19 protein-coding genes are annotated in these 17,501 nt (G+C 70.3%); 12 read left to right on the top strand and 7 right to left on the bottom strand.

Annotated elements, in window-relative coordinates; translation table 11 throughout:
- The first annotated feature begins 74 nt into the window (after positions 1–74).
- From ACFFR3_RS21115 to truB, 4 genes are read left to right on the top strand one after another with little or no spacing between them, the layout of a single operon-like run.
- The gene (locus ACFFR3_RS21115; RefSeq protein ID WP_345398649.1) at positions 75–371 is read left to right on the top strand and encodes a DUF503 domain-containing protein; all 297 of its coding nucleotides are present in this window, start codon (positions 75–77) and stop codon (positions 369–371) included.
- Positions 372–410: 39 nt separating this feature from the next.
- Positions 411–908: a 30S ribosome-binding factor RbfA gene (rbfA, locus tag ACFFR3_RS21110; RefSeq protein ID WP_345398652.1), complete on the top strand. Its 498-nt coding sequence runs from the start codon at positions 411–413 to the stop codon at positions 906–908.
- Positions 905–1,945: a DHH family phosphoesterase gene (locus ACFFR3_RS21105; protein ID WP_345398655.1), complete on the top strand. Its 1,041-nt coding sequence runs from the start codon at positions 905–907 to the stop codon at positions 1,943–1,945. Before rbfA ends, ACFFR3_RS21105 begins: the two co-directional genes overlap by 4 nt.
- Positions 1,946–2,821, top strand: coding sequence for a tRNA pseudouridine(55) synthase TruB (gene truB, locus ACFFR3_RS21100; RefSeq protein WP_345398658.1), 876 nt, complete (start codon positions 1,946–1,948; stop codon positions 2,819–2,821). It abuts the gene before it with no gap.
- A gap of 6 nt (positions 2,822–2,827) precedes the next feature.
- Here truB and ACFFR3_RS21095 read toward each other — a convergent pair whose 3' ends face one another.
- Entirely contained in the window at positions 2,828–3,847 is a 1,020-nt protein-coding gene (locus tag ACFFR3_RS21095) for a TRM11 family SAM-dependent methyltransferase (RefSeq protein WP_379483681.1), read from the bottom strand.
- Positions 3,848–3,928: 81 nt separating this feature from the next.
- On the opposite strand from ACFFR3_RS21095, the gene ACFFR3_RS21090 reads away from it, so the two are divergent.
- The 6 genes from ACFFR3_RS21090 to ACFFR3_RS21065 all read left to right on the top strand — a co-directional run bounded on the left by ACFFR3_RS21090 (position 3,929) and on the right by ACFFR3_RS21065 (position 10,667).
- The gene (locus ACFFR3_RS21090; protein WP_345398665.1) at positions 3,929–4,855 is read left to right on the top strand and encodes a bifunctional riboflavin kinase/FAD synthetase; all 927 of its coding nucleotides are present in this window, start codon (positions 3,929–3,931) and stop codon (positions 4,853–4,855) included.
- 181 nt (positions 4,856–5,036) lie between these two features.
- Positions 5,037–5,306, top strand: a complete 270-nt coding sequence (gene rpsO / locus ACFFR3_RS21085; RefSeq protein ID WP_345398667.1) for a 30S ribosomal protein S15 — start codon at positions 5,037–5,039, stop codon at positions 5,304–5,306.
- Between the two features lie 295 nt (positions 5,307–5,601).
- The gene (locus ACFFR3_RS21080; protein ID WP_345398670.1) at positions 5,602–7,935 is read left to right on the top strand and encodes a polyribonucleotide nucleotidyltransferase; all 2,334 of its coding nucleotides are present in this window, start codon (positions 5,602–5,604) and stop codon (positions 7,933–7,935) included.
- Positions 7,932–9,242: a M16 family metallopeptidase gene (locus ACFFR3_RS21075; protein ID WP_364383073.1), complete on the top strand. Its 1,311-nt coding sequence runs from the start codon at positions 7,932–7,934 to the stop codon at positions 9,240–9,242. Before ACFFR3_RS21080 ends, ACFFR3_RS21075 begins: the two co-directional genes overlap by 4 nt.
- Before the next feature lie 61 nt (positions 9,243–9,303).
- Positions 9,304–10,041 carry a 4-hydroxy-tetrahydrodipicolinate reductase gene (gene dapB, locus ACFFR3_RS21070; protein ID WP_364383076.1) on the top strand — a complete coding sequence of 246 codons (738 nt, stop codon included), beginning with the start codon at positions 9,304–9,306 and terminating at the stop codon, positions 10,039–10,041.
- A 146-nt stretch (positions 10,042–10,187) separates the two neighbouring features.
- Complete coding sequence (locus ACFFR3_RS21065; protein WP_379483680.1) at positions 10,188–10,667, top strand: GNAT family N-acetyltransferase; 480 nt, start codon at positions 10,188–10,190, stop codon at positions 10,665–10,667.
- A 52-nt stretch (positions 10,668–10,719) separates the two neighbouring features.
- Here the strand turns inward: ACFFR3_RS21065 and ACFFR3_RS21060 are convergent, their stop codons facing one another.
- The 5 genes from ACFFR3_RS21060 to ACFFR3_RS21040 are packed head-to-tail and all read right to left on the bottom strand — an operon-like array spanning position 10,720 to position 14,557.
- Positions 10,720–11,433, bottom strand: coding sequence for a GAF and ANTAR domain-containing protein (locus ACFFR3_RS21060; protein WP_379483679.1), 714 nt, complete (start codon positions 11,431–11,433; stop codon positions 10,720–10,722).
- A gap of 43 nt (positions 11,434–11,476) precedes the next feature.
- Positions 11,477–12,475 carry an adenosine deaminase gene (locus ACFFR3_RS21055; RefSeq protein WP_345398686.1) on the bottom strand — a complete coding sequence of 333 codons (999 nt, stop codon included), beginning with the start codon at positions 12,473–12,475 and terminating at the stop codon, positions 11,477–11,479.
- Between the two features lie 21 nt (positions 12,476–12,496).
- Positions 12,497–13,372, bottom strand: a complete 876-nt coding sequence (locus tag ACFFR3_RS21050; protein WP_345398689.1) for a 1,4-dihydroxy-2-naphthoate polyprenyltransferase — start codon at positions 13,370–13,372, stop codon at positions 12,497–12,499.
- Positions 13,373–13,388: 16 nt separating this feature from the next.
- Positions 13,389–13,997 (bottom strand): GNAT family N-acetyltransferase, encoded by a 609-nt coding sequence (locus ACFFR3_RS21045; RefSeq protein WP_345398692.1) that lies wholly within the window; start codon positions 13,995–13,997, stop codon positions 13,389–13,391.
- A gap of 44 nt (positions 13,998–14,041) precedes the next feature.
- Positions 14,042–14,557: a CGNR zinc finger domain-containing protein gene (locus tag ACFFR3_RS21040; RefSeq protein ID WP_379483678.1), complete on the bottom strand. Its 516-nt coding sequence runs from the start codon at positions 14,555–14,557 to the stop codon at positions 14,042–14,044.
- 108 nt (positions 14,558–14,665) lie between these two features.
- Between ACFFR3_RS21040 and ACFFR3_RS21035 the strand changes: the two genes are divergently transcribed.
- Together ACFFR3_RS21035 and ACFFR3_RS21030 are read left to right on the top strand one after the other, a co-directional pair.
- Positions 14,666–15,688 (top strand): hypothetical protein, encoded by a 1,023-nt coding sequence (locus tag ACFFR3_RS21035; protein ID WP_379483677.1) that lies wholly within the window; start codon positions 14,666–14,668, stop codon positions 15,686–15,688.
- Between the two features lie 76 nt (positions 15,689–15,764).
- A complete protein-coding gene (locus tag ACFFR3_RS21030) occupies positions 15,765–16,091 on the top strand; it encodes an ASCH domain-containing protein (protein ID WP_379483676.1) in 327 nt (108 codons plus the stop codon).
- A gap of 881 nt (positions 16,092–16,972) precedes the next feature.
- On the opposite strand, the gene ACFFR3_RS21025 is transcribed toward ACFFR3_RS21030, so the two are convergent.
- Positions 16,973–17,464 carry a GntR family transcriptional regulator gene (locus ACFFR3_RS21025; RefSeq protein ID WP_379483675.1) on the bottom strand — a complete coding sequence of 164 codons (492 nt, stop codon included), beginning with the start codon at positions 17,462–17,464 and terminating at the stop codon, positions 16,973–16,975.
- Positions 17,465–17,501: the final 37 nt, after the last annotated feature.

Genomic DNA, 17,501 nt, shown 5'->3' with positions numbered 1-17,501 from the left:
CGCCCTGGCCTGGTCCCCACCGCAGCAGGCCGGTCGTGCGCTGACCACACAAGGCCAAGCGGTGGTTACCAGTGATGTATGTGGGTGCCCTGACCCTGGACATCCTGCTCGGCGACGTCAGGTCGCTGAAGCAGAAGCGCTCTGTCGTCCGTCCGCTCATCGCCGAGCTGCAGCGCCGTTACCCCAGCATCGCGGTGGCTGAGACCGGTCATCTCGACCTGCACCGCAGAGCGGAGGTCGGCGTTGCGGTGGTTTCCGCTTCCGCGGGTAACTGCAAGGAGCTGCTGGACGCCTGCGAACGCATGGTGGCCTTCCGCCCCGAGATCGAGCTGCTGTCGGCCCGGCAGCGGCTCTACACCGACGAAGATTGAACGACTGCACGGCCAGGTCGTGCGTGAGGGGGAGCGAACATGGTGGATGCCGCACGAGCGCGCAAGCTCGCCGACCGCATCCAGCAGATCGTCGCCGAGATGCTGGAGCGTCGGATCAAGGATCCGCGTCTGGGCTTCGTGACCGTGACCGACACGCGCGTCACCGCCGACCTGCGCGACGCGACGGTGTTCTACACGGTGTTCGGCTCCGACGCCGAGCGGGCCGACAGCGCCGCGGCTCTTGAGAGCGCCAAGGGCGTCATCCGCTCCGAGGTGGGCCGCCAGACCGGGGTCCGGTTCGCGCCGACGCTGACGTTCAAGCACGACCCGCTGCCCGACAGCGCGCGTCACCTCGACGACCTGATCAGCGCCGCCCGCGCGCGGGACGCCGAGGTGGCCAAGCAGGCCCAGACCGCCTCCTACGCCGGCGAGGCCGACCCCTACCGCAAGCCCGACGACGAGGACTTCGACACCGACGCCGAGACGGGCGCTGAGGCCGGCTCGCAGAGCCTGAGCGGCAGGGACGACCAGGCGTGACGCCCGACGTGCGCGACAGGGCAGAGCGTCCGCCTCGCGTCGAGCGGCGTCCTTGCGAGGACTGCCCCATCCCCGAGGAGTCGTGGGATCGCGCGCTGCGGCTGATCGGGCAGGCCGACGAGGTCGCGCTGGCCTGCCACGTGACGCCCGACGGCGACGCGCTCGGCTCGATGCTGGCGGTCGCGTTCGTGCTGCGCTCGATGGGCAAGCGGGTGGTCGCCTCGTTCGGCGACCGCCACTTCGCGGTGCCGCGGCTGCTGCGCTTCCTGCCCGGCCAGGAGATGCTGGTGCCGCCGGACGACTACCCGGCCGCGCCCGACCTGATGATCGTCTTCGACTGCTCGACGTTCGAGCGGGTCGGGCTGCTCGGCGCCAACGCCGCCTCGGCGCGCGAGGTGATCGTGGTCGACCACCACCCGTCCAACTCGGGGTTCGGCTCGCTCGACCTCATCGACGCCAAGGCCGCGGCCACCGCGATGCTCGCCGAGCAGCTCGTCTACCGGCTCGGCGGGCGGCTCGACCGCGACATCGCCACCTGCCTGTACGCCGGCCTCGTCACCGACACCGGCTCCTTCCGCTACTCCTCGACCACGCCCGCCGTGCACCAGATGGCGGCCAGGCTGGTCGCCACCGGGCTGCGGGTGGACGAGATCGCCCGCGAGCTGTGGGACCGTTCCCCGTTCGGCTACCTCAAGGTGCTGGGCAACGCGCTGGAGCGGGTGGCGCTGGAGGACGGCATGGTCTGGACGTACGTGACCCGGGTCGACCGGGCCGCGTACGGGCTGCCGTACTCCGAGCTCGAAGGCATCATCGACATCGTCCGCCGCACCGACGAGGCGCAGGTCGCCGTCGTGCTCAAGGAGGACGACTACGGCGACTGGCAGGTGTCCACCCGGTCCAAGGGCACCGTCGACGTCGCGGCGGTGTGCGCGGCGCTCGGCGGCGGCGGCCATCACAACGCGGCCGGGTTCACCTCCTACGACACCGTCGAGGAGACCATGACGAAGTTCCGTCGCGAGCTGCGGAAGGTTACCTGAATGGCCGAGAGCGGTCTGATCATCGTCGACAAGCCGGGTGAGTGGACCTCCCACGACGTGGTGGCCAAGATGCGGCGCATCGCCGGCACCCGCAGGGTGGGGCACGCGGGCACGCTCGACCCGATGGCGACGGGCGTGCTGGTGATCGGTGTGGAGAAGGCGACCAGGCTGCTCGGTCACCTGATGCTGACCGAGAAGGAATACCGCGCCACGATCCGGCTCGGGGTGAGCACCAACACCGACGACGCCGAGGGCGAGGTCACCGCCACCGCGTCGGCCGCCGGGGTGGGCAAGGGCCAGATCCGCAAGGGCGTCGAAGCGCTCACCGGCGCCATCATGCAGGTTCCGCCGCAGGTCAGCGCCATCAAGGTGAACGGCCAGCGGGCCTACAAGAAGGCCCGGGCGGGCGAGGAGGTCGAGCTGGCGGCCAGGCCCGTCACGGTGAGCTCGTTCGAGGTGCTCGACATCCGGGCGGCCGGTGACGTCATCGACGTCGACGCCGTCGTGGTCTGTTCGAGCGGCACCTACATCCGCTCGCTGGCCCGCGACCTCGGCGCCGCGCTCGGCGGGGTCGGCGGGCACCTGACGGCGCTGCGGCGCACCCGCGTGGGGCCGTACGACCTGTCGCTCGCCAAGACCATCGAGCAGCTCACCGAGGAGTGCGTGGTGCTGCCCATCGGCGAGGCGGTCGCCGCGGCCTTCCCGCGTCGCGACGTCACCGCCGAGGAGGCCCGCGTCGTCGCCCACGGCGGGCGGCTGCCGGCCGCCGGGCTCGGCCCCGGCCCGATCGGCGTGTTCGGGCCTGAGGGTGAGCTGCTGGCGCTGGTGGAGGAGCAGGGCCGCACCGCGCGGCCCCTGGCGGTCTTCGCCGGCTGACCCGCGTCAGCCCGGCTTGCGGGCCACGATGATGTCGCGGACGATCGCCTGGTCCACCCAGTGCTCGAAGTCGGGGTAGTCCATCACCTCGAGGCCCGCCCCGGTCAGGATGCGGGCCAGCTCGTCGCTCTTGCCGCCGTAGGTGTTCCAGGCGATGCCCATCGCGCCGCCGGGCCGCAGCAGCTCCGCCCAGACCGGCACCGCCCGGCCCAGCAGCTCCAGCGGGCTACGCGACAGGCCCGCGCCGCCCTTGCTGCCGTGCTGCACGCCGTAGGGGGCGTCGGTGGCCAGCACGTCGAACGAGCGCGGCCTGAAGAACTCGCGGCTCTTGAGCGTGTCGGCGTTGACCACAGTCAGGCGCTGCACGTCGCCGGCCTTGAACGCCTCCTTCGACAGCCCGAAGGCGACGTTGAGCCGCCGCCCGACGAGAGCACGGTCGCGGCGCACCGGCACGGTCTCGGCGGTGTGCTTGAGCCGCTTGTTGCGCAGCCACGTCTTGATGAAACCGGCGTAGGCGTCGAAGTCCTTGCCGTCGACGTCGAGGCCGTAGGCGTCGTAGCCGTACATGAGGGCCTGGTTGAGCGTGGTGCCGCGGCCGCACATCGGGTCGAACACCGCGAGGGCGTCGCCCAGCCCCCTGTCGCTCGCCAGCGCCGTGACGTTGAGCAGCAGCTTCGTGAAGTGCTCGTTGGTCTTGCCGGCGTATTTCTGGATGGTGAGCAGGTCGCTGCTGAGCCGGTCGCGCGGCCGCATGGCGAGCGGCCTGAGCAGGTCGCCCTCGACGCCGAAGACGGCGTAGACGGACGACAGGTCGGACAGCAGCCGCACGTCGCCGTCGGACAGCGGCTCGGCGGTGTCGAACGTCACGTAGGGGACGCCGCCGATGCGGGTCTCCTCGCTGGCCAGCACCTCGCCCTCAAGGGCGCGCGCGCTGAAGACGGCCAGCTCGTTGCGGGTGAGGCGGACGGAACTCTCTCCGTAGACCCGGTTGAAGGCAGGCAGGATCAGGAGCGCGTAGCGAGGCATGATGCCCGATGATAGCCGCCTCGATTGGAGGGAATGCCGCGCCGCGTGGCACGCTTGTACGGGTTGTTCCGGGACGAGTGAATGGGGCCTGGCGTGCAGGGTTCGGAAAGGTCTGTGGTGACCGTCGGCGTGTACGACGGGGTCCACCTCGGGCACCAGCGGGTGGTCGGGCGGGCCGTCGCCGTCGCCCGGGAGCGGGGCCTGCGCAGCGTGGCGGTCACGTTCGAGCCGCATCCCGACGAGGTCGTCCGCCCCGGCTCGCATCCCCACCGGCTGACCAGCGGGCGGCGGCGGGCCGAGCTGCTGGCCGGGCTGGGCGTGGACACCATCGACACCGTGGAGTTCTCCTTCGGGCTGTCGCAGTGGACGCCCGCCGAGTTCGCCCAGAAGGTGCTCGCCGAGCGGCTGCGGGCGGCGGTCGTGGTGGTGGGCGCCGACTTCACCTTCGGCCAGGACGCCGCCGGTGATGTCGAGACCCTGCGCACGCTGGGCGACAAATACGACTTCGAGGTCGAGGCCGTGCCCCGGCTCGACGACATCTCCTCGACCACCGTCCGCGAGCGGCTCACCGCCGGCGACGTGGCGGGCGCGGCGGCCGGGCTGGGCCGCCCCCACCGGGTCGAGGGCGTCGTCGTACGCGGCTACCAGCGCGGCCGCCAGCTCGGCTTCCCCACGGCCAACGTCGAGACCCCGCAGTACACCGCGATCCCGGCCGACGGCGTCTACGCGGGCTGGCTGCAGTGCGTCCCGGTGGCCAACCTGCCCACGCTCTACGAAGGCGAGCGCTGGCCCGCGGCCATCTCGGTCGGCACCAACCCGACGTTCGAGGGCGTGCCGCGCACGGTGGAGGCGTACGCGCTGGACCGCGACGACCTCGAGCTGTACGGCGCGCACGTCGCGGTGGAGTTCGCCGCGCGGCTGCGCGGAAACACCCGCTTCGACTCGATCGAGGCGCTCATCGCCCAGATCCACGCCGACGTGGAGGACACGCGACGCCTGACGAGCTAGCCGGTCTCGGCTCGGACACGACCGCCCCGTGCACTGGACGCGGGGTGGTAACCTTGCATGTCGGCTCTATACCGGCGGCGCTGCGCGCTGCCCATGACGGCCTTCACGCGGCGACTGTAGGCACGCACGGTCGTTCGCACTTCCATCTCATTCGCGCGTGTCCGTAGATCGAAGGAGAGCCGTGTCCCTCGACACCGCTGCCAAGAAGTCCATCATCGACGAGTACGCGACGACCGAGGGCGACACCGGGTCGCCCGAGGTGCAGATCGCGCTGCTCAGCAAGCGCATCAGCGAGCTGACCGAGCACCTCAAGACGCACAAGCACGACCACCACAGCCGTCGTGGTCTGCTGCTGCTCGTGGGTCGCCGGCGCCGCCTGCTGAAGTACCTGCAGAAGGTCGACATCCAGCGCTACCGTTCGCTCATCGAGCGGCTCGGTCTGCGCCGATAACATGACGAGGGAGCGGCCTGCGCGCCGCTCCCTTCTCATATGGGGTAGGACCCATCGCAGGGCGCGTGGCGGCGTGAAAACCGCCCCGCGCCTGGCGTACAACTGAAGATCCGAGACACACAGCCCCCGCGTCCGCTCAGCACCATGCGACCCGCGACGCCTGCGGGCCGGTCCTCGGTAGTGGCTTCCGGTAAGAACGCACTTGACCGGGCGCTTCGATCGAAGACCGGCGCTGCACCTAACGAGGGTGCCGGTGAGAAAAGGGCGCGGGTGACCGACCACAAGGAGGTCCCCCGTGGAGGGTGTCCACACTGCTGAAGCCGTCATAGACAACGGCTCGTTCGGTACGCGTACGATCCGGTTCGAGACCGGTCGGCTCGCGCGCCAGGCGGCGGGTTCCGCCGTCGCCTATCTCGACAACGACACGATGGTGCTCTCGGCGACGACCGCGTCCAAGACGGCGAAGGAGCAGTTCGACTTCTTCCCGCTGACGGTCGACGTCGAAGAGCGCATGTACGCCGCGGGCCGCATCCCCGGCTCGTTCTTCCGCCGCGAGGGCCGTCCCTCCGAGGACGCGATCCTCACCTGCCGGCTGATCGACCGGCCGCTGCGCCCGTCGTTCGTCAAGGGCCTGCGCAACGAGGTCCAGGTCGTCGCCACCGTCATGGCGCTCAACCCCGACCACCTCTACGACGTGGTCGCCATCAACGCCGCGTCGCTGTCCACCCAGCTCGCCGGGCTGCCCTTCTCGGGCCCCATCGGCGGCGTCCGGGTGGCGCTGATCGACGGCCAGTGGGTGGCCTTCCCGACCCACCACGAGCTTGAGCGGGCCACGTTCGACATGGTCGTGGCCGGGCGGGTGCTCGACGACGGCGACGTCGCGATCATGATGGTCGAGGCGGAGTCCACGAAGGACACGCTCAAGCTCGTCGCCGACGGCGCGGTCGCCCCGACCGAGGAGACCGTCGCGCAGGGCCTCGAGGCGGCCAAGCCGTTCATCAAGGTGCTGTGCGAGGCGCAGTCCCGCATCGCGCAGGTCGCCGCCAAGGAGACCGCCGAATACCCGATCTTCCTCGACTACCAGGACGACGTCTACACCGCCGTCGAGGCCGCGATCAAGACCGAGCTTGCCGCCGCGCTGACCATCGCCGGCAAGCAGGAGCGCGAGAACGAGCTGGAGAAGGTCAAGGCGCTGGCCGCCGAGAAGCTCCTGCCCGAGTTCGAGGGCCGCGAGAAGGAGATCTCCGCCGCGTTCCGCTCGGTGATGAAGAAGCTCATGCGCGAGCGCGTCGTCAAGGAGGGCGTGCGCATCGACGGCCGCGGCACGAAGGACATCCGCGCGCTGTCGGCCGAGGTCCACGTGGTGCCCCGGGTGCACGGCTCGGCGCTGTTCGAGCGCGGCGAGACCCAGATCCTCGGCATCACGACGCTCAACATGCTGCGCATGGAGCAGGTCATCGACACGCTCAACCCCGAGCGGACCAAGCGCTACATGCACAACTACAACTTCCCGCCCTACTCCACCGGTGAGACCGGCCGGGTGGGCTCGCCCAAGCGCCGCGAGATCGGTCACGGCGCGCTGGCCGAGCGGGCGCTGATCCCGGTGCTGCCCACGCGTGAGGAGTTCCCCTACGCGATCAGGCAGGTGTCGGAGGCGCTCGGCTCCAACGGCTCGACCTCGATGGGCTCGGTCTGCGCCTCCACCATGGCGCTGCTCGACGCCGGTGTGCCGCTCAAGGAGATGGTCGCCGGCATCGCGATGGGCCTGATCGGCGAGGGCGACACCTACGTCACGCTGACCGACATCCTGGGCGCCGAGGACGCCATGGGCGACATGGACTTCAAGGTCGCCGGCACCAAGGACGTCATCACCGCCCTGCAGCTCGACACCAAGCTCGACGGCATCCCCGCGAGCGTCCTCGCCGGCGCGCTCAAGCAGGCCAAGGGCGCCCGCCTGGCGATCCTCGACGTGATGCAGGAGGCGATCGACTCCCCGGCGGAGATGAACCCGACCGCGCCGCGCATCATCACCATCAAGGTCCCGGTCGACAAGATCGGCGAGGTCATCGGCCCGAAGGGCAAGATGATCAACCAGATCCAGGACGACACCGGCGCCGAGATCACCATCGAGGACGACGGCACGATCTACATCGGCGCCACCGACGGGCCGTCCGCCGAGGCCGCCCGTTCGGCGATCAACGCCATCGCCAACCCGCACATGCCCGAGGTGGGCGAGCGCTACCTGGGCACGGTCGTCAAGATCGCCGCCTTCGGCGCGTTCATCTCGCTCATGCCGGGCAAGGACGGCCTGCTCCACGTCTCCCAGATCCGCAAGCTGCACGGCGGCAAGCGCATCGAGAACGTCGAGGACGTCATGGCCGTCGGCGAGAAGATCCAGGTCGAGATCGCCGAGATCGACGGCCGCGGCAAGCTCTCGCTGGTGCCGGTCGAGGTCATCGAGAAGGAGGCCGCCGAGAAGGAGGCCAAGGCCGCCGACGGCGGTGCTCCCGAGCAGTCCGAGGCGCCCGCCGCCCCGGACGCCGACGACAAGTCCGAGCGCCCGCGCCGCACCCGCACCCGCGTGCGCAGCTCCCGCGGCTCCTCCGAGGGAGACGACCGGAACTCGTGACCACGACCACGCTGCACCCCGGCAAGGACGGAGCCGGGGTGGTAAGGCGCACCGTCCTCCCGGGTGGGCTGCGCGTGGTGACCGAGACCATGCCGACCGTGCGGAGCGTCGCGGTCGGCATGTGGGTCGGCATCGGCTCGCGCGACGAGGCTCCCGAGCACATGGGGGCCACCCACTTCCTTGAGCACCTGCTGTTCAAGGGCACTCCGACGCGCGACGCCATGGAGATCTCCGCCTCCATCGAGGGCATCGGCGGTGAGATCAACGCCTTCACCGCCAAGGAGTACACCTGCTACTACGCGCGGGTCCTCGACGAGGACCTGCCGGTCGCGGTCGACGTGCTCGCCGACGTGGTGACCAGCTCGCTGGTGACCGAGGACGACGTCGAGTCCGAGCGTGGCGTGATCCTCGAAGAGATCGCCATGCACGACGACGACCCCTCCGACGTGGTGCACGAGCAGTTCGCCGCCACCCTCTACGGCGACTCGCCGATCGGCCGGCCCATCCTGGGCACGGTCGACTCCATCAACGCGCTCGGGCGCGAGCGCATCGCCGAGTACTACCACCGCTTCTACCTGCCGCGCCGCACCGTCGTGTCGGTGGCGGGCAACGTCAGGCACGAAGAGGTCGTCGAGCTGGTCGCCAGGGCGTACGAGCGGGCGGGGGCGCTGAGCGGCCCCGCCGAGTTCGAGCCGCCGCGCACCAGCGGCCCCGGCGCCGCGACGCGGTCCGGCGTCGCGGTGCTCGACCGGCCCACCGAGCAGGCCAACCTCGTGCTCGGCACGACGGGCCTGTCCCGCACCGACGACCGCAGGTTCGCCCTCGGCGTGCTCAACGCGGCGCTCGGCGGCGGCATGTCGTCGCGGCTCTTCCAGGAGATCAGGGAGAAGCGCGGCCTGGCCTACTCCGCCTACAGCTACACCTCGGCCTACGCCGACACCGGCCAGTTCGGCATCTACGTGGGCTGTCTGCCCTCGAAGATCGACGACGTGCTGAAGATCTGCCGCGACGAGGTGTCCAGGGTGGTGGCCGAAGGGCTCACCGCCGACGAGATCATGCGCGGCAAGGGCCAGATGCGCGGCGGGCTCGTGCTCGGCCTGGAGGACACCGGCTCGCGCATGTCCCGCATCGGCAAGAACGAGCTGGTCTACGACGAGCTCATGTCGGTGGACGAGGTGCTCGCGCGCATCGAGTCCGTCACCCCCGACGAGATCACCGAGATCGCCGCCGACGTGCTCAACCGGCCGCTCACGCTGGCCGTCATCGGCCCGTACGGCGACAAGGACTTCAGCGACGCGATCCGCTGAGACGCGCGCCGCCGCCCCCCGGTCCGGCATCGGCGGGGCGGCGGCACGATAGGCTCGCCCTGTGATCAGGGTAGGTGTGCTGGGCGCCCAGGGACGTGTGGGCGTCGAGGTGTGCAAGGCGGTCGAGGCGGCAGCCGACATGGAGCTGGTGGCCGCGCTCGACAAGGACGACTCCATCGAGGGGCTCGCCGGCGCCGAGGTGGTGGTCGACTTCACCCATCCCGACGTGGTGATGGGCAACCTCGAATGGGCGATCGGCCACGGCGTCCACCCGGTGGTGGGCACCACCGGTTTCGACGAGGGACGGCTCGAGACCGTGCGGGGCTGGCTCGCCGCCAACCCCGGCACCAACTGCCTCATCGCCCCCAACTTCGGCATCGCGGCCGTGCTCATGATGCACTTCGCGCAGCAGGCCGCCCGCTACTTCGAGTCGGCCGAGATCGTCGAGCTGCACCACCCCAACAAGGCCGACGCGCCGTCCGGCACGGCCCGGCGCACTGCTGAGCTGATCTCCGAGGCCCGTGCCAAGGCCGGGCTCGGGTCGATGCCCGACGCCACCAGCACCGCGCTCGACGGCGCCCGCGGGGCCGACGTCGGTGGCGTCCACGTCCACGCCGTGCGCCTGTCGGGGCTCATCGCCCACCAGGAGGTGCTGCTCGGCGGCGACGGCGAGACGCTGACCATCCGCCACGACACGATGAGCCGCGCCGCGTTCACCCCCGGCGTGCTGCTCGGCGTGCGGCGGGTGCGCGAGCTGCCCGGCCTCACGGTGGGCCTGGAGCGCCTGCTCGACCTCTAGCCAGGTGCACACGACGTGCCCACGCCTCGCACACGCGGACGTGGGCACGTCGTGAGGAGAGGGTCCCAGCTCCGCACAGCCGGGCCTACGATCTTCAACCCTAATATGAGCGGCGACCTACGCTCCTGACATGAGATCGTGTCGCCATGGTGCGATGGGCCGAGGCGGATGAGCTGGCCGGATTGGTGCCGATCGAGCTGGCCGCCGACCGGCTGTTCGAGCAGGTGGGCATCGTGTTCCCGCCGGGCACGACGATGATCGAAGAGGTCGCCGACCCGCACGCGGTGCTGGTCGAGGGAGCGCCGCCCGACGGGTTCGCGCTCATCGGCGAGGTCGACGGGTGCGTGCATCTCGACCAGCTCGCCGTACGTCCCGAGCGCATGCGCCAGGGCATCGGCGGGCGGCTCGTCGCGGCGGTGATCGACCACGCGCGCGCCTGCGGGGCGCCCGGCGTGACGCTGACGACGTTCAGGGACGTGCCGTGGAACGGCCCCTGGTACGCCCGCCACGGCTTCTCCGTGCTGCCCGAGAGCGCGTGGGGGCCCGAGCTGCGGGCGCTGGTCGCGCATGAGCGGGACCTGGGCATCGAACTCGCGCCCCGCGTCGTGATGCGGCACTTGTCGTGATGCGGTGCTTGTTGTCATTCGGCACGCGTCGTGGGGGCGCCGCGCCGTCTGGTCAGCCTGATGTCTTCTGTGGGGGTTCTTCGAAGCGGGAGCGGAGGGGCGGCTCGCCGCTCACCTTCTCCACGATCGAGGCGGCGATCTGGTGCACCTTGACGTTGCGGTCCTGCGAGATCTGCCGTAACAGCTCGAACGCCTGCCGCGCGGTGCACCGGCGCTGCGCCATGACGATGCCGAGCGCCTGGTCGATCACTCCGCGCGTGGTCAGCGCCTCCTTGAGCTGCCCGGCCACCTCCCGCATGCGCGCCACGTCGAGCGCCGCACGGAACAGCACCCCCACGTGCGCCGCCGTCACCCGCATCGCCGTCCACGTCTCGTCGGCGAACCCGCCGGGACGGCTCGCGTAGAGCGTCAGCACGCCGAGCAGCACACCCGCCGACTCCAGCGGTTCGCAGTGCACCCCGCGCACCTGCCCGGCCGCCGCCGAGAAGCGCGGCCAGCGCGACTCGGCCCGCAGATCGTCGGACGTCACGGGACCGCCGTCCCTGATCACGTCGAGCACCGGCCCCTGCCCCGTGGCCCGCTGCAGGCCGTCCAGCAGCTCGGCGACACTGTCGGAGCAGGCGACCGTGGGGATCTCGCCGTCGCGGCACAGCACGATGCTCAGCATGGGGGAGTCGGGCATCGCCCGCCCCGCGATGGCGACGCACTCGGCGAGTGCCTGCTCGAACTCCGCGATGTCGGTGGGCACGCCGGCCCGTTCGGCCATGATCCCTCGCACTCGTCGGCGGCGCTCGGTGACCTAGGCTAGCTCACGAGAGGTAGGCGTCCACCTCGGCGAGGTAGGAGTCCTTGAGGTGGCGGGGCAGCCAGGTGATCTCGAACGCGTTGCGCTGCAGCCCGGCCAGCTCCTCACGGGTGAGCTGGAGCGCGTCGTGCAGGGCAAGGAGGTTCTCCGTCACGTACGCGGCGAAGTACGCCGGATCGTCGGAGTTGATCGTCACGCGCACCCCGAGGTCCATCAGCTTGCGGATGCCCTCGGCCTTCATCGAGTCCGTCACGTAGCCGTTGGAGACCGGGCAGCACGTCAGCCCCGTGCCCCTGGCCAGCACCTTCTCGACCAGCCGCTGGTCCTCCAGGATGTTGACGCCGTGGTCGATGCGGTCGACGCCGATGTCCTCGATCGCCTGCCTGATGTGCTCGGCGGCGTCGTCCTGGTCGACGTCGCAGTGCATGGTCAGCAGGTAGCCCTCCTGCCTGGCCCGCTCGTAGACGGCCGCGAACTTGCGCGGCGGGTTGCCCTTCTCGTCGGAGTCGAGGCCCACGCCGGCGATCCACTCCTTGTACGGCAGCGACTCCAGCAGCGTCGCCATCGCGTACTCGGCCTGGAAGTCGCGCAGGAAGCACATGATGAGCTGGGCCCGCAGCCCGAGCTGTGCGTACGCGTCGAGCAGCGCCCTGCGCAGCCCCCTGATCACCACGTCGAACGGCACACCGCGCGAGGTGTGCGCCTGCGGGTCGAAGAAGATCTCCGCGTAGCGGACGTTCTGGCTCGCCGCCTTGCGCAGGTAGGCCATGGCCAGGTCGTAGAAGTCGGGCTCGGTGCGCAGCACCCGCATGCCCTCGTAGTAGATCGTCAGGAACGACGGCAGGCTGTCGAAGGTGTAGGCCGCCCGCATCTCCTCGACCGACGCGTACGGCAGCTCCAGGCCGTTACGCCTGGCCAGCTCGAACTTCAGCTCGGGCTCCAGCGTGCCCTCGATGTGCAGGTGCAGCTCGCACTTCGGCAGACCGGCGATGAAATCCTTCACGGTCCCACCCTAGAAGACGCCTCAGAAGACGAGGGCCAGCCCCACCGCGAAGAGGGCGCCGTACGCCATCTGCAGTTTGCCCGTCTGCTGTAGCACCGTGATGAGCGCGGGGCCCACCGCCTTGCCCAACACCGCCCTGACCGGCAGCACCGCCAGCGGCGCGCTCAGCAGCACCAGCGCCGCCCACGGCGTGAACGGCACCATCGTCAGCGCCACGAAGTAGGGGACGACCTGGCAGGCGACGTAGAGCGCACGGGTGCGCTCGGCGCCCAGCCGTACGGCGAGCGTGCGCTTGCCCGACTCGCCGTCGGTGCCGACGTCGCGCAGGTTGTTGACCACCAGCATCGAGCACGACAGCAGGCCCACCGGGATCGACGCGATCAGCGCCGCCCAGCTCAGCTGCTCTGTCTGCACGTACGCCGTGCCGACCACCGGCACGATGCCGAAGAACACGAACACGGCCAGCTCGCCGAGCCCGCGGTAGCCGTACGGGCGCTTGCCGCCGGTGTAGAACCAGGCGGCCGCGATCGCCGCCGCGCCCACCAGCAGCACCCACCATGCCTGCGTCACTAGCACCAGCACGAGCCCCAGCACCGCCGCCACGGCGAAACAGCCGAGCGCCGCCGCCAGCACCTGCCTCGGCGGCGCCACCCGCGAGCCGACCAGCCGCATCGGGCCGACGCGCTGGTCGTCGGTGCCGCGGATGCCGTCGCTGTAGTCGTTGGCGTAGTTGACGCCGATCTGCAGGGCCAGCGCCACGAGCAGCGCCAGGACGGCCCGCCACCACACGAAGCCGCCCTCGCCGATCGCCACGCCGGTGCCCACCATGACGGGCACGATGGCGTTGGGGAGCGTGCGGGGACGGGCGCCGGCGATCCACTGGCCGGGGGTTGCCATCTTTGTCCTCAAACCTCTAGCTGATGTCGGTCCTGAGCCTGACCATCCTGATCGGGCGGCCCATGTCGAGGACGCGCTCTGCCATGTCCTCGCCCCAACCGGCCGACTCCAGGAAGCCGAGCACAGCGTAGTTGTCGGCGAACGCCCAGGTGACGATCTGCCGGAAGCCGTCTTCGCGCAGGTAGTCGACGGTGGCGTTGAGCAGGCGGCTGCCGTGACCGCGGCGTACGAAGTCGGGATCGACCAGCAGTGTCAGCATCTCGGCCGTCACGCTGGGATCGAGGTCGGGATCCTCGGCCGGCGCATGGGAGGCCAGACCCACCACGCGCTCACCACCACGAGGAGTGACCAGAGCGGCGCTGCCCCCCGCGCCGAGGGCGGGGAAGCCCTCGGTGTCGAGGATGGTCTCCACCGCGACCAGCACCCGGTGCATGGGGCTGGGCGGGGCGACGATCGCCTCGTCCCACTGGCGCAGCCACATCTTCTCCGCCGCCGCGCCGGTCATCTGCTCGAGTGGACCTTCGGGGAGGAAATCCCGATAGCCGTAGCGCCAGGCGCGGATCTGAGTATTCGCAACCTGGAGCACATCCTCGCGCCGGGCCGCCCGGACGCCTACGTCTGCCATCTCGGCCCGCTCCTTCGCCTGCCGTTCATGCCACAAGGCACGAGTTACACCGTATCGGTGTTTGACCCTTGAGGACGACGCGAACCCCGCTTCCTCGCCCGGTAAGCGCGTGTCTTGGTGCGGTTGCCGCAAACCCGCATGGAACACCACGAGCGGGAACGGTTCTTCGACGAGTCGATGAACGCCCACTGACAGGTTCCCTCCGCGCACACCTTGAGCCGGTCCCACGACGCCGTCACGGCCGCCGCGGCGATCCGCGCCAGCCCGCCCGAAACACCGTCCGCCACCGGCGCCAGACCAGGACCCTCCTCCGGAGTCACCACCACCCGCAGGGGGAGCCCCGGCAGGTCGGCCGCCTCGCGCCTGAGCGCCGCCCGCAGGCTCTCACGCAACTCGTGCGCGGCCCGCAGGTCGTCGTCGGTCGCCCGGTCGTGGGGGCCGGCCAGGTCGCGCTCGCGCAGCCACAGGGCCAGCTCCGCCGGGGAGGACAGCTCGTCCGTCTGGGTTTCGACGTCGAAGGTGTTCACGAAGTCGCGTACGAGCTCCGTGGAGAACGGCATGCCGTCACTCTACTGCGCGCGCCTGCCCCCATGATCACCAGGTCTGGCGCGGCGTCCTTGCCACGCGTGACGCCTCAGTCGCAGGATGGGAGAGGAGGTGTCACAACCATGGCCGACCTCACGATCCCGGAAGGCGGCTTCTGGCCGGCTCCGGACATCCCGCAGCCCAACATCTACCCGATGGAGTGGCGGGTCGAGACCGAGAAGCTCGCCGCCATCTACGAGAAGTCCAAGCGCGTCGTCTGGAACCCCGCCGACCTGCCCTGGGACGCCCTCGACCCCGCCGCGTTCACCCGCGAGCAGCGGCTGGGCATCATGTACTGGTTCGCCGTGCTCGCCAACTTCGACGCCTCAGGGCCCGCCGTCTTCGCCCGCGCCACCGTCCAGGCGTTCGAGAAGCACGAGGAGGACCCGGTCAGGAAGTGCTTCTTCTCGATCACCCGCGACGAGATGAACCACGAGGAGTGCTGCCAGCGCACCATCGCCCGCCTGTGGCCCGGCGGTCCCCTCGACTGGACGCCGTCCGACGACCTCGAAGCCGCCGCCCACAACAACATCGGCTGGCTCTACCACAACGGCGGCCGCTACTGGAACGGCTACACCGCCGCCGTCGGCCGATATTCGCTGCCGGTGCTGTTCACCAGCTTCATGATGGGCGAGATGGCCGCCTCGACGCTCTTCCGCGGCATGGCCTCCGGCACCCGGCATCCCGTCTTCGGCGAGATGTTCCAGCGCATCGGGCGCGACGAGTCCCGCCACCTCCAGATCTGCATGACCATCCTGGAGAACGAGTGGCCCGGCCTCACCGACGACACCCGGGACCTGATCACCCGGCAGCTCAGAGCCGGGTTCGTGTTCCTCAGCATGATCCTCTGGGAGCCGCCCGAGGGGTTCTGGGAGCTGCCGCCGTACTTCCTGGCCAACCACCGCGTCCTCATCGACCATGCCAGGCAGGCGGGGCTGGGGGTGCTGTCGTACGAGGAGCAGGCCGAGAACTGGCGCCTGGCCATGGCCCGCGTCCGCTCCATCGTCGAACGCTGGGGCATCGCCTTTCCCGCCATCCCCGAACTCGACCTTGAGGGTGTGCAGGTGGACGTCGTCGATCCTGAGGACATCATCCCCGTCTTCTAACATCGACGTCATGTGGCCACGGAAGGACGGACTGCGGGTCCTTGAGCTTGGTACGCCCGGCGAACTTCGTACCCGGTTGACCGACCTCGTGCTCTCCGGTCACAAGACCGCGACCGCCGGGCTCCTGACCCTCGACTACGAGGCTGAGGGGGAGGAGATCGAGCACGTCGGCGAACGCCTCGCCCTCGTCGGCGACTCGGGGGAGCGCGTGGGGGAGATCGAGATCACCCGGGTCGAGGTGGTGCCGTTCGCTGAGGTGAGCTGGGAGTTCGCGAACGCCGAAGGCGAAGGCTACGCGTCTGTGGCTGAGTGGGGGGAGTCGCATGTGGGGTTCTGGCGGGCGTACGGGGTGGAGGTCACCGGCTCGACCCCCGTGGTCTGCCTCTGGTTCCGCCTCCTCTGACCAGCCCTCCAGCCCTCACCGCACCCACCCGGAAGCCCCTCCAGCCCTCACCACCGCCCACACCCAGCCACATCAGTTCCCTCACCACACCCCGCCCTACGGCTCACCGACCTCTTCCCGGGCGTCTCGCGCTGCCGTGCTGGCGTCCCGTGCTGCCGCCTGGCCCTGAGGCTCAGCGCTGCCGCGTGTCCCAACGGATGCCCGCTTCCCAACGGATGCCCGCTTCCCAACGGATGCCCGCTCCGGCCTTGCCCCGCGCCGCTCCGGCCTTGCCCCCGCCGCTCCGGCCTTGCCCCCGCCGCTCCGGCCTTGCCCGGGCCCGCCGTCTTGTGCTGCTGCCCCGCCCTTCGGGCCCGCCCTGCCGCCCGACGCTGAGGCCCCGCGCCGTTCCCGCCTTGCCGCGCCGCTTCGGCCTTGCCGCGCGGCCACGGCCCTGCCCGGGCCCGCCGCCCCCTGTGTGCTGCTGCCCGGCCCTTGGGACCCGCGCTGCCGCCCCACCTCGGCCGTCGCCCAGCCCGGCTCTGCCCAGGCCCGGCTCTGCCCGCGCTGCCGCCCCCAACCCGCCGCCCCCAACCCGCCGCTCCGGGCCCACCGCCCCCGGCCACCGCCCCGCGCTGCCGTTCAGTGCTTTCGGACGCCCCCACAGGGCGTCTCCTCTCTCCACCTGCCCCGCACGATGCATGTTGCTGTGCTTTGTGCGGGCCCCATAGTGCGCCTGGCTCGGCCCCTGGGCTGCGCCAGCCCTGCTCAGGTGAGCCGTGCCGAGCTTGGCGCCGCAACAGCCCGGCTCGCCGGCGGCATCACCAACCCTTGACGCGGTGCTCCGGTGGTCGCGTCCCTGACCGTCATTTGCCGGTCCCGTCCCTGACCGTCCCTGACCGTCAGTTGCCGGCCGTCGTCGACGGCCATTGCTCTTCCGGGGAGACGTAAGTCCCACGGTGCGGAACGCTGTACACCCACCCCTCGTCGCGCAGCAGCGCAATAGCCCGCCGCACGGTCTCACGAGCGGCCTCGTACGACCGCACCAACGTGACCTCACTGGGAATCTGCTGCCTGGCGGCCAGATCACCGGCCTTGATCCGCTCCCGAATCTCCCCGGCTATATGCCGATAAAGCGGCTTATCCCGCCCCACAGGCTGAAGTTCACCCGGAACGCTGACAAATGTCCCCTGACCTTGCCGGGTATGGACCAGCCCTTGATTACGTAGCACGCGAATGGCCCTGCGTGCAGTCGTACGCGCGACGTTGAACTCCCGCTGGATCCCCGCCTCGCTGATAACCACATCTCCAGGCGACAGTTCGGCGATGATGCGCGACCTGATGACCTCGCTGATCTGGAGATAAAGATACCTGGCGCCCTCGCGATTCAGCACGGCCCAAGAATATCCAACGGCGAGGCAGCGGGAAGGC

Origin of the sequence: Nonomuraea salmonea (genome assembly GCF_042428605.1) — a bacterium.
GTDB lineage: Bacteria > Actinomycetota > Actinomycetes > Streptosporangiales > Streptosporangiaceae > Nonomuraea > Nonomuraea salmonea.
This window is presented reverse-complemented; position numbering and strand designations above follow the sequence as displayed.

What these genes read in the sequence shown, in the direction of transcription:
- ACFFR3_RS21115 (WP_345398649.1), top strand. Translation starts at nt 75, where the DNA reads ATGTATGTGGGTGCCCTGACCCTGGACATCCTGCTCGGCGACGTCAGG.
- rbfA (WP_345398652.1), top strand. Translation starts at nt 411, where the DNA reads ATGGTGGATGCCGCACGAGCGCGCAAGCTCGCCGACCGCATCCAGCAG.
- truB (WP_345398658.1), top strand. Translation starts at nt 1,946, where the DNA reads ATGGCCGAGAGCGGTCTGATCATCGTCGACAAGCCGGGTGAGTGGACC.
- ACFFR3_RS21095 (WP_379483681.1), bottom strand. Translation starts at nt 3,847, where the DNA reads ATGCCTCGCTACGCGCTCCTGATCCTGCCTGCCTTCAACCGGGTCTAC.
- ACFFR3_RS21090 (WP_345398665.1), top strand. Translation starts at nt 3,929, where the DNA reads ATGGGGCCTGGCGTGCAGGGTTCGGAAAGGTCTGTGGTGACCGTCGGC.
- ACFFR3_RS21065 (WP_379483680.1), top strand. Translation starts at nt 10,188, where the DNA reads ATGGTGCGATGGGCCGAGGCGGATGAGCTGGCCGGATTGGTGCCGATC.
- ACFFR3_RS21060 (WP_379483679.1), bottom strand. Translation starts at nt 11,433, where the DNA reads ATGGCCGAACGGGCCGGCGTGCCCACCGACATCGCGGAGTTCGAGCAG.
- ACFFR3_RS21050 (WP_345398689.1), bottom strand. Translation starts at nt 13,372, where the DNA reads ATGGCAACCCCCGGCCAGTGGATCGCCGGCGCCCGTCCCCGCACGCTC.
- ACFFR3_RS21045 (WP_345398692.1), bottom strand. Translation starts at nt 13,997, where the DNA reads ATGGCAGACGTAGGCGTCCGGGCGGCCCGGCGCGAGGATGTGCTCCAG.
- ACFFR3_RS21040 (WP_379483678.1), bottom strand. Translation starts at nt 14,557, where the DNA reads ATGCCGTTCTCCACGGAGCTCGTACGCGACTTCGTGAACACCTTCGAC.
- ACFFR3_RS21035 (WP_379483677.1), top strand. Translation starts at nt 14,666, where the DNA reads ATGGCCGACCTCACGATCCCGGAAGGCGGCTTCTGGCCGGCTCCGGAC.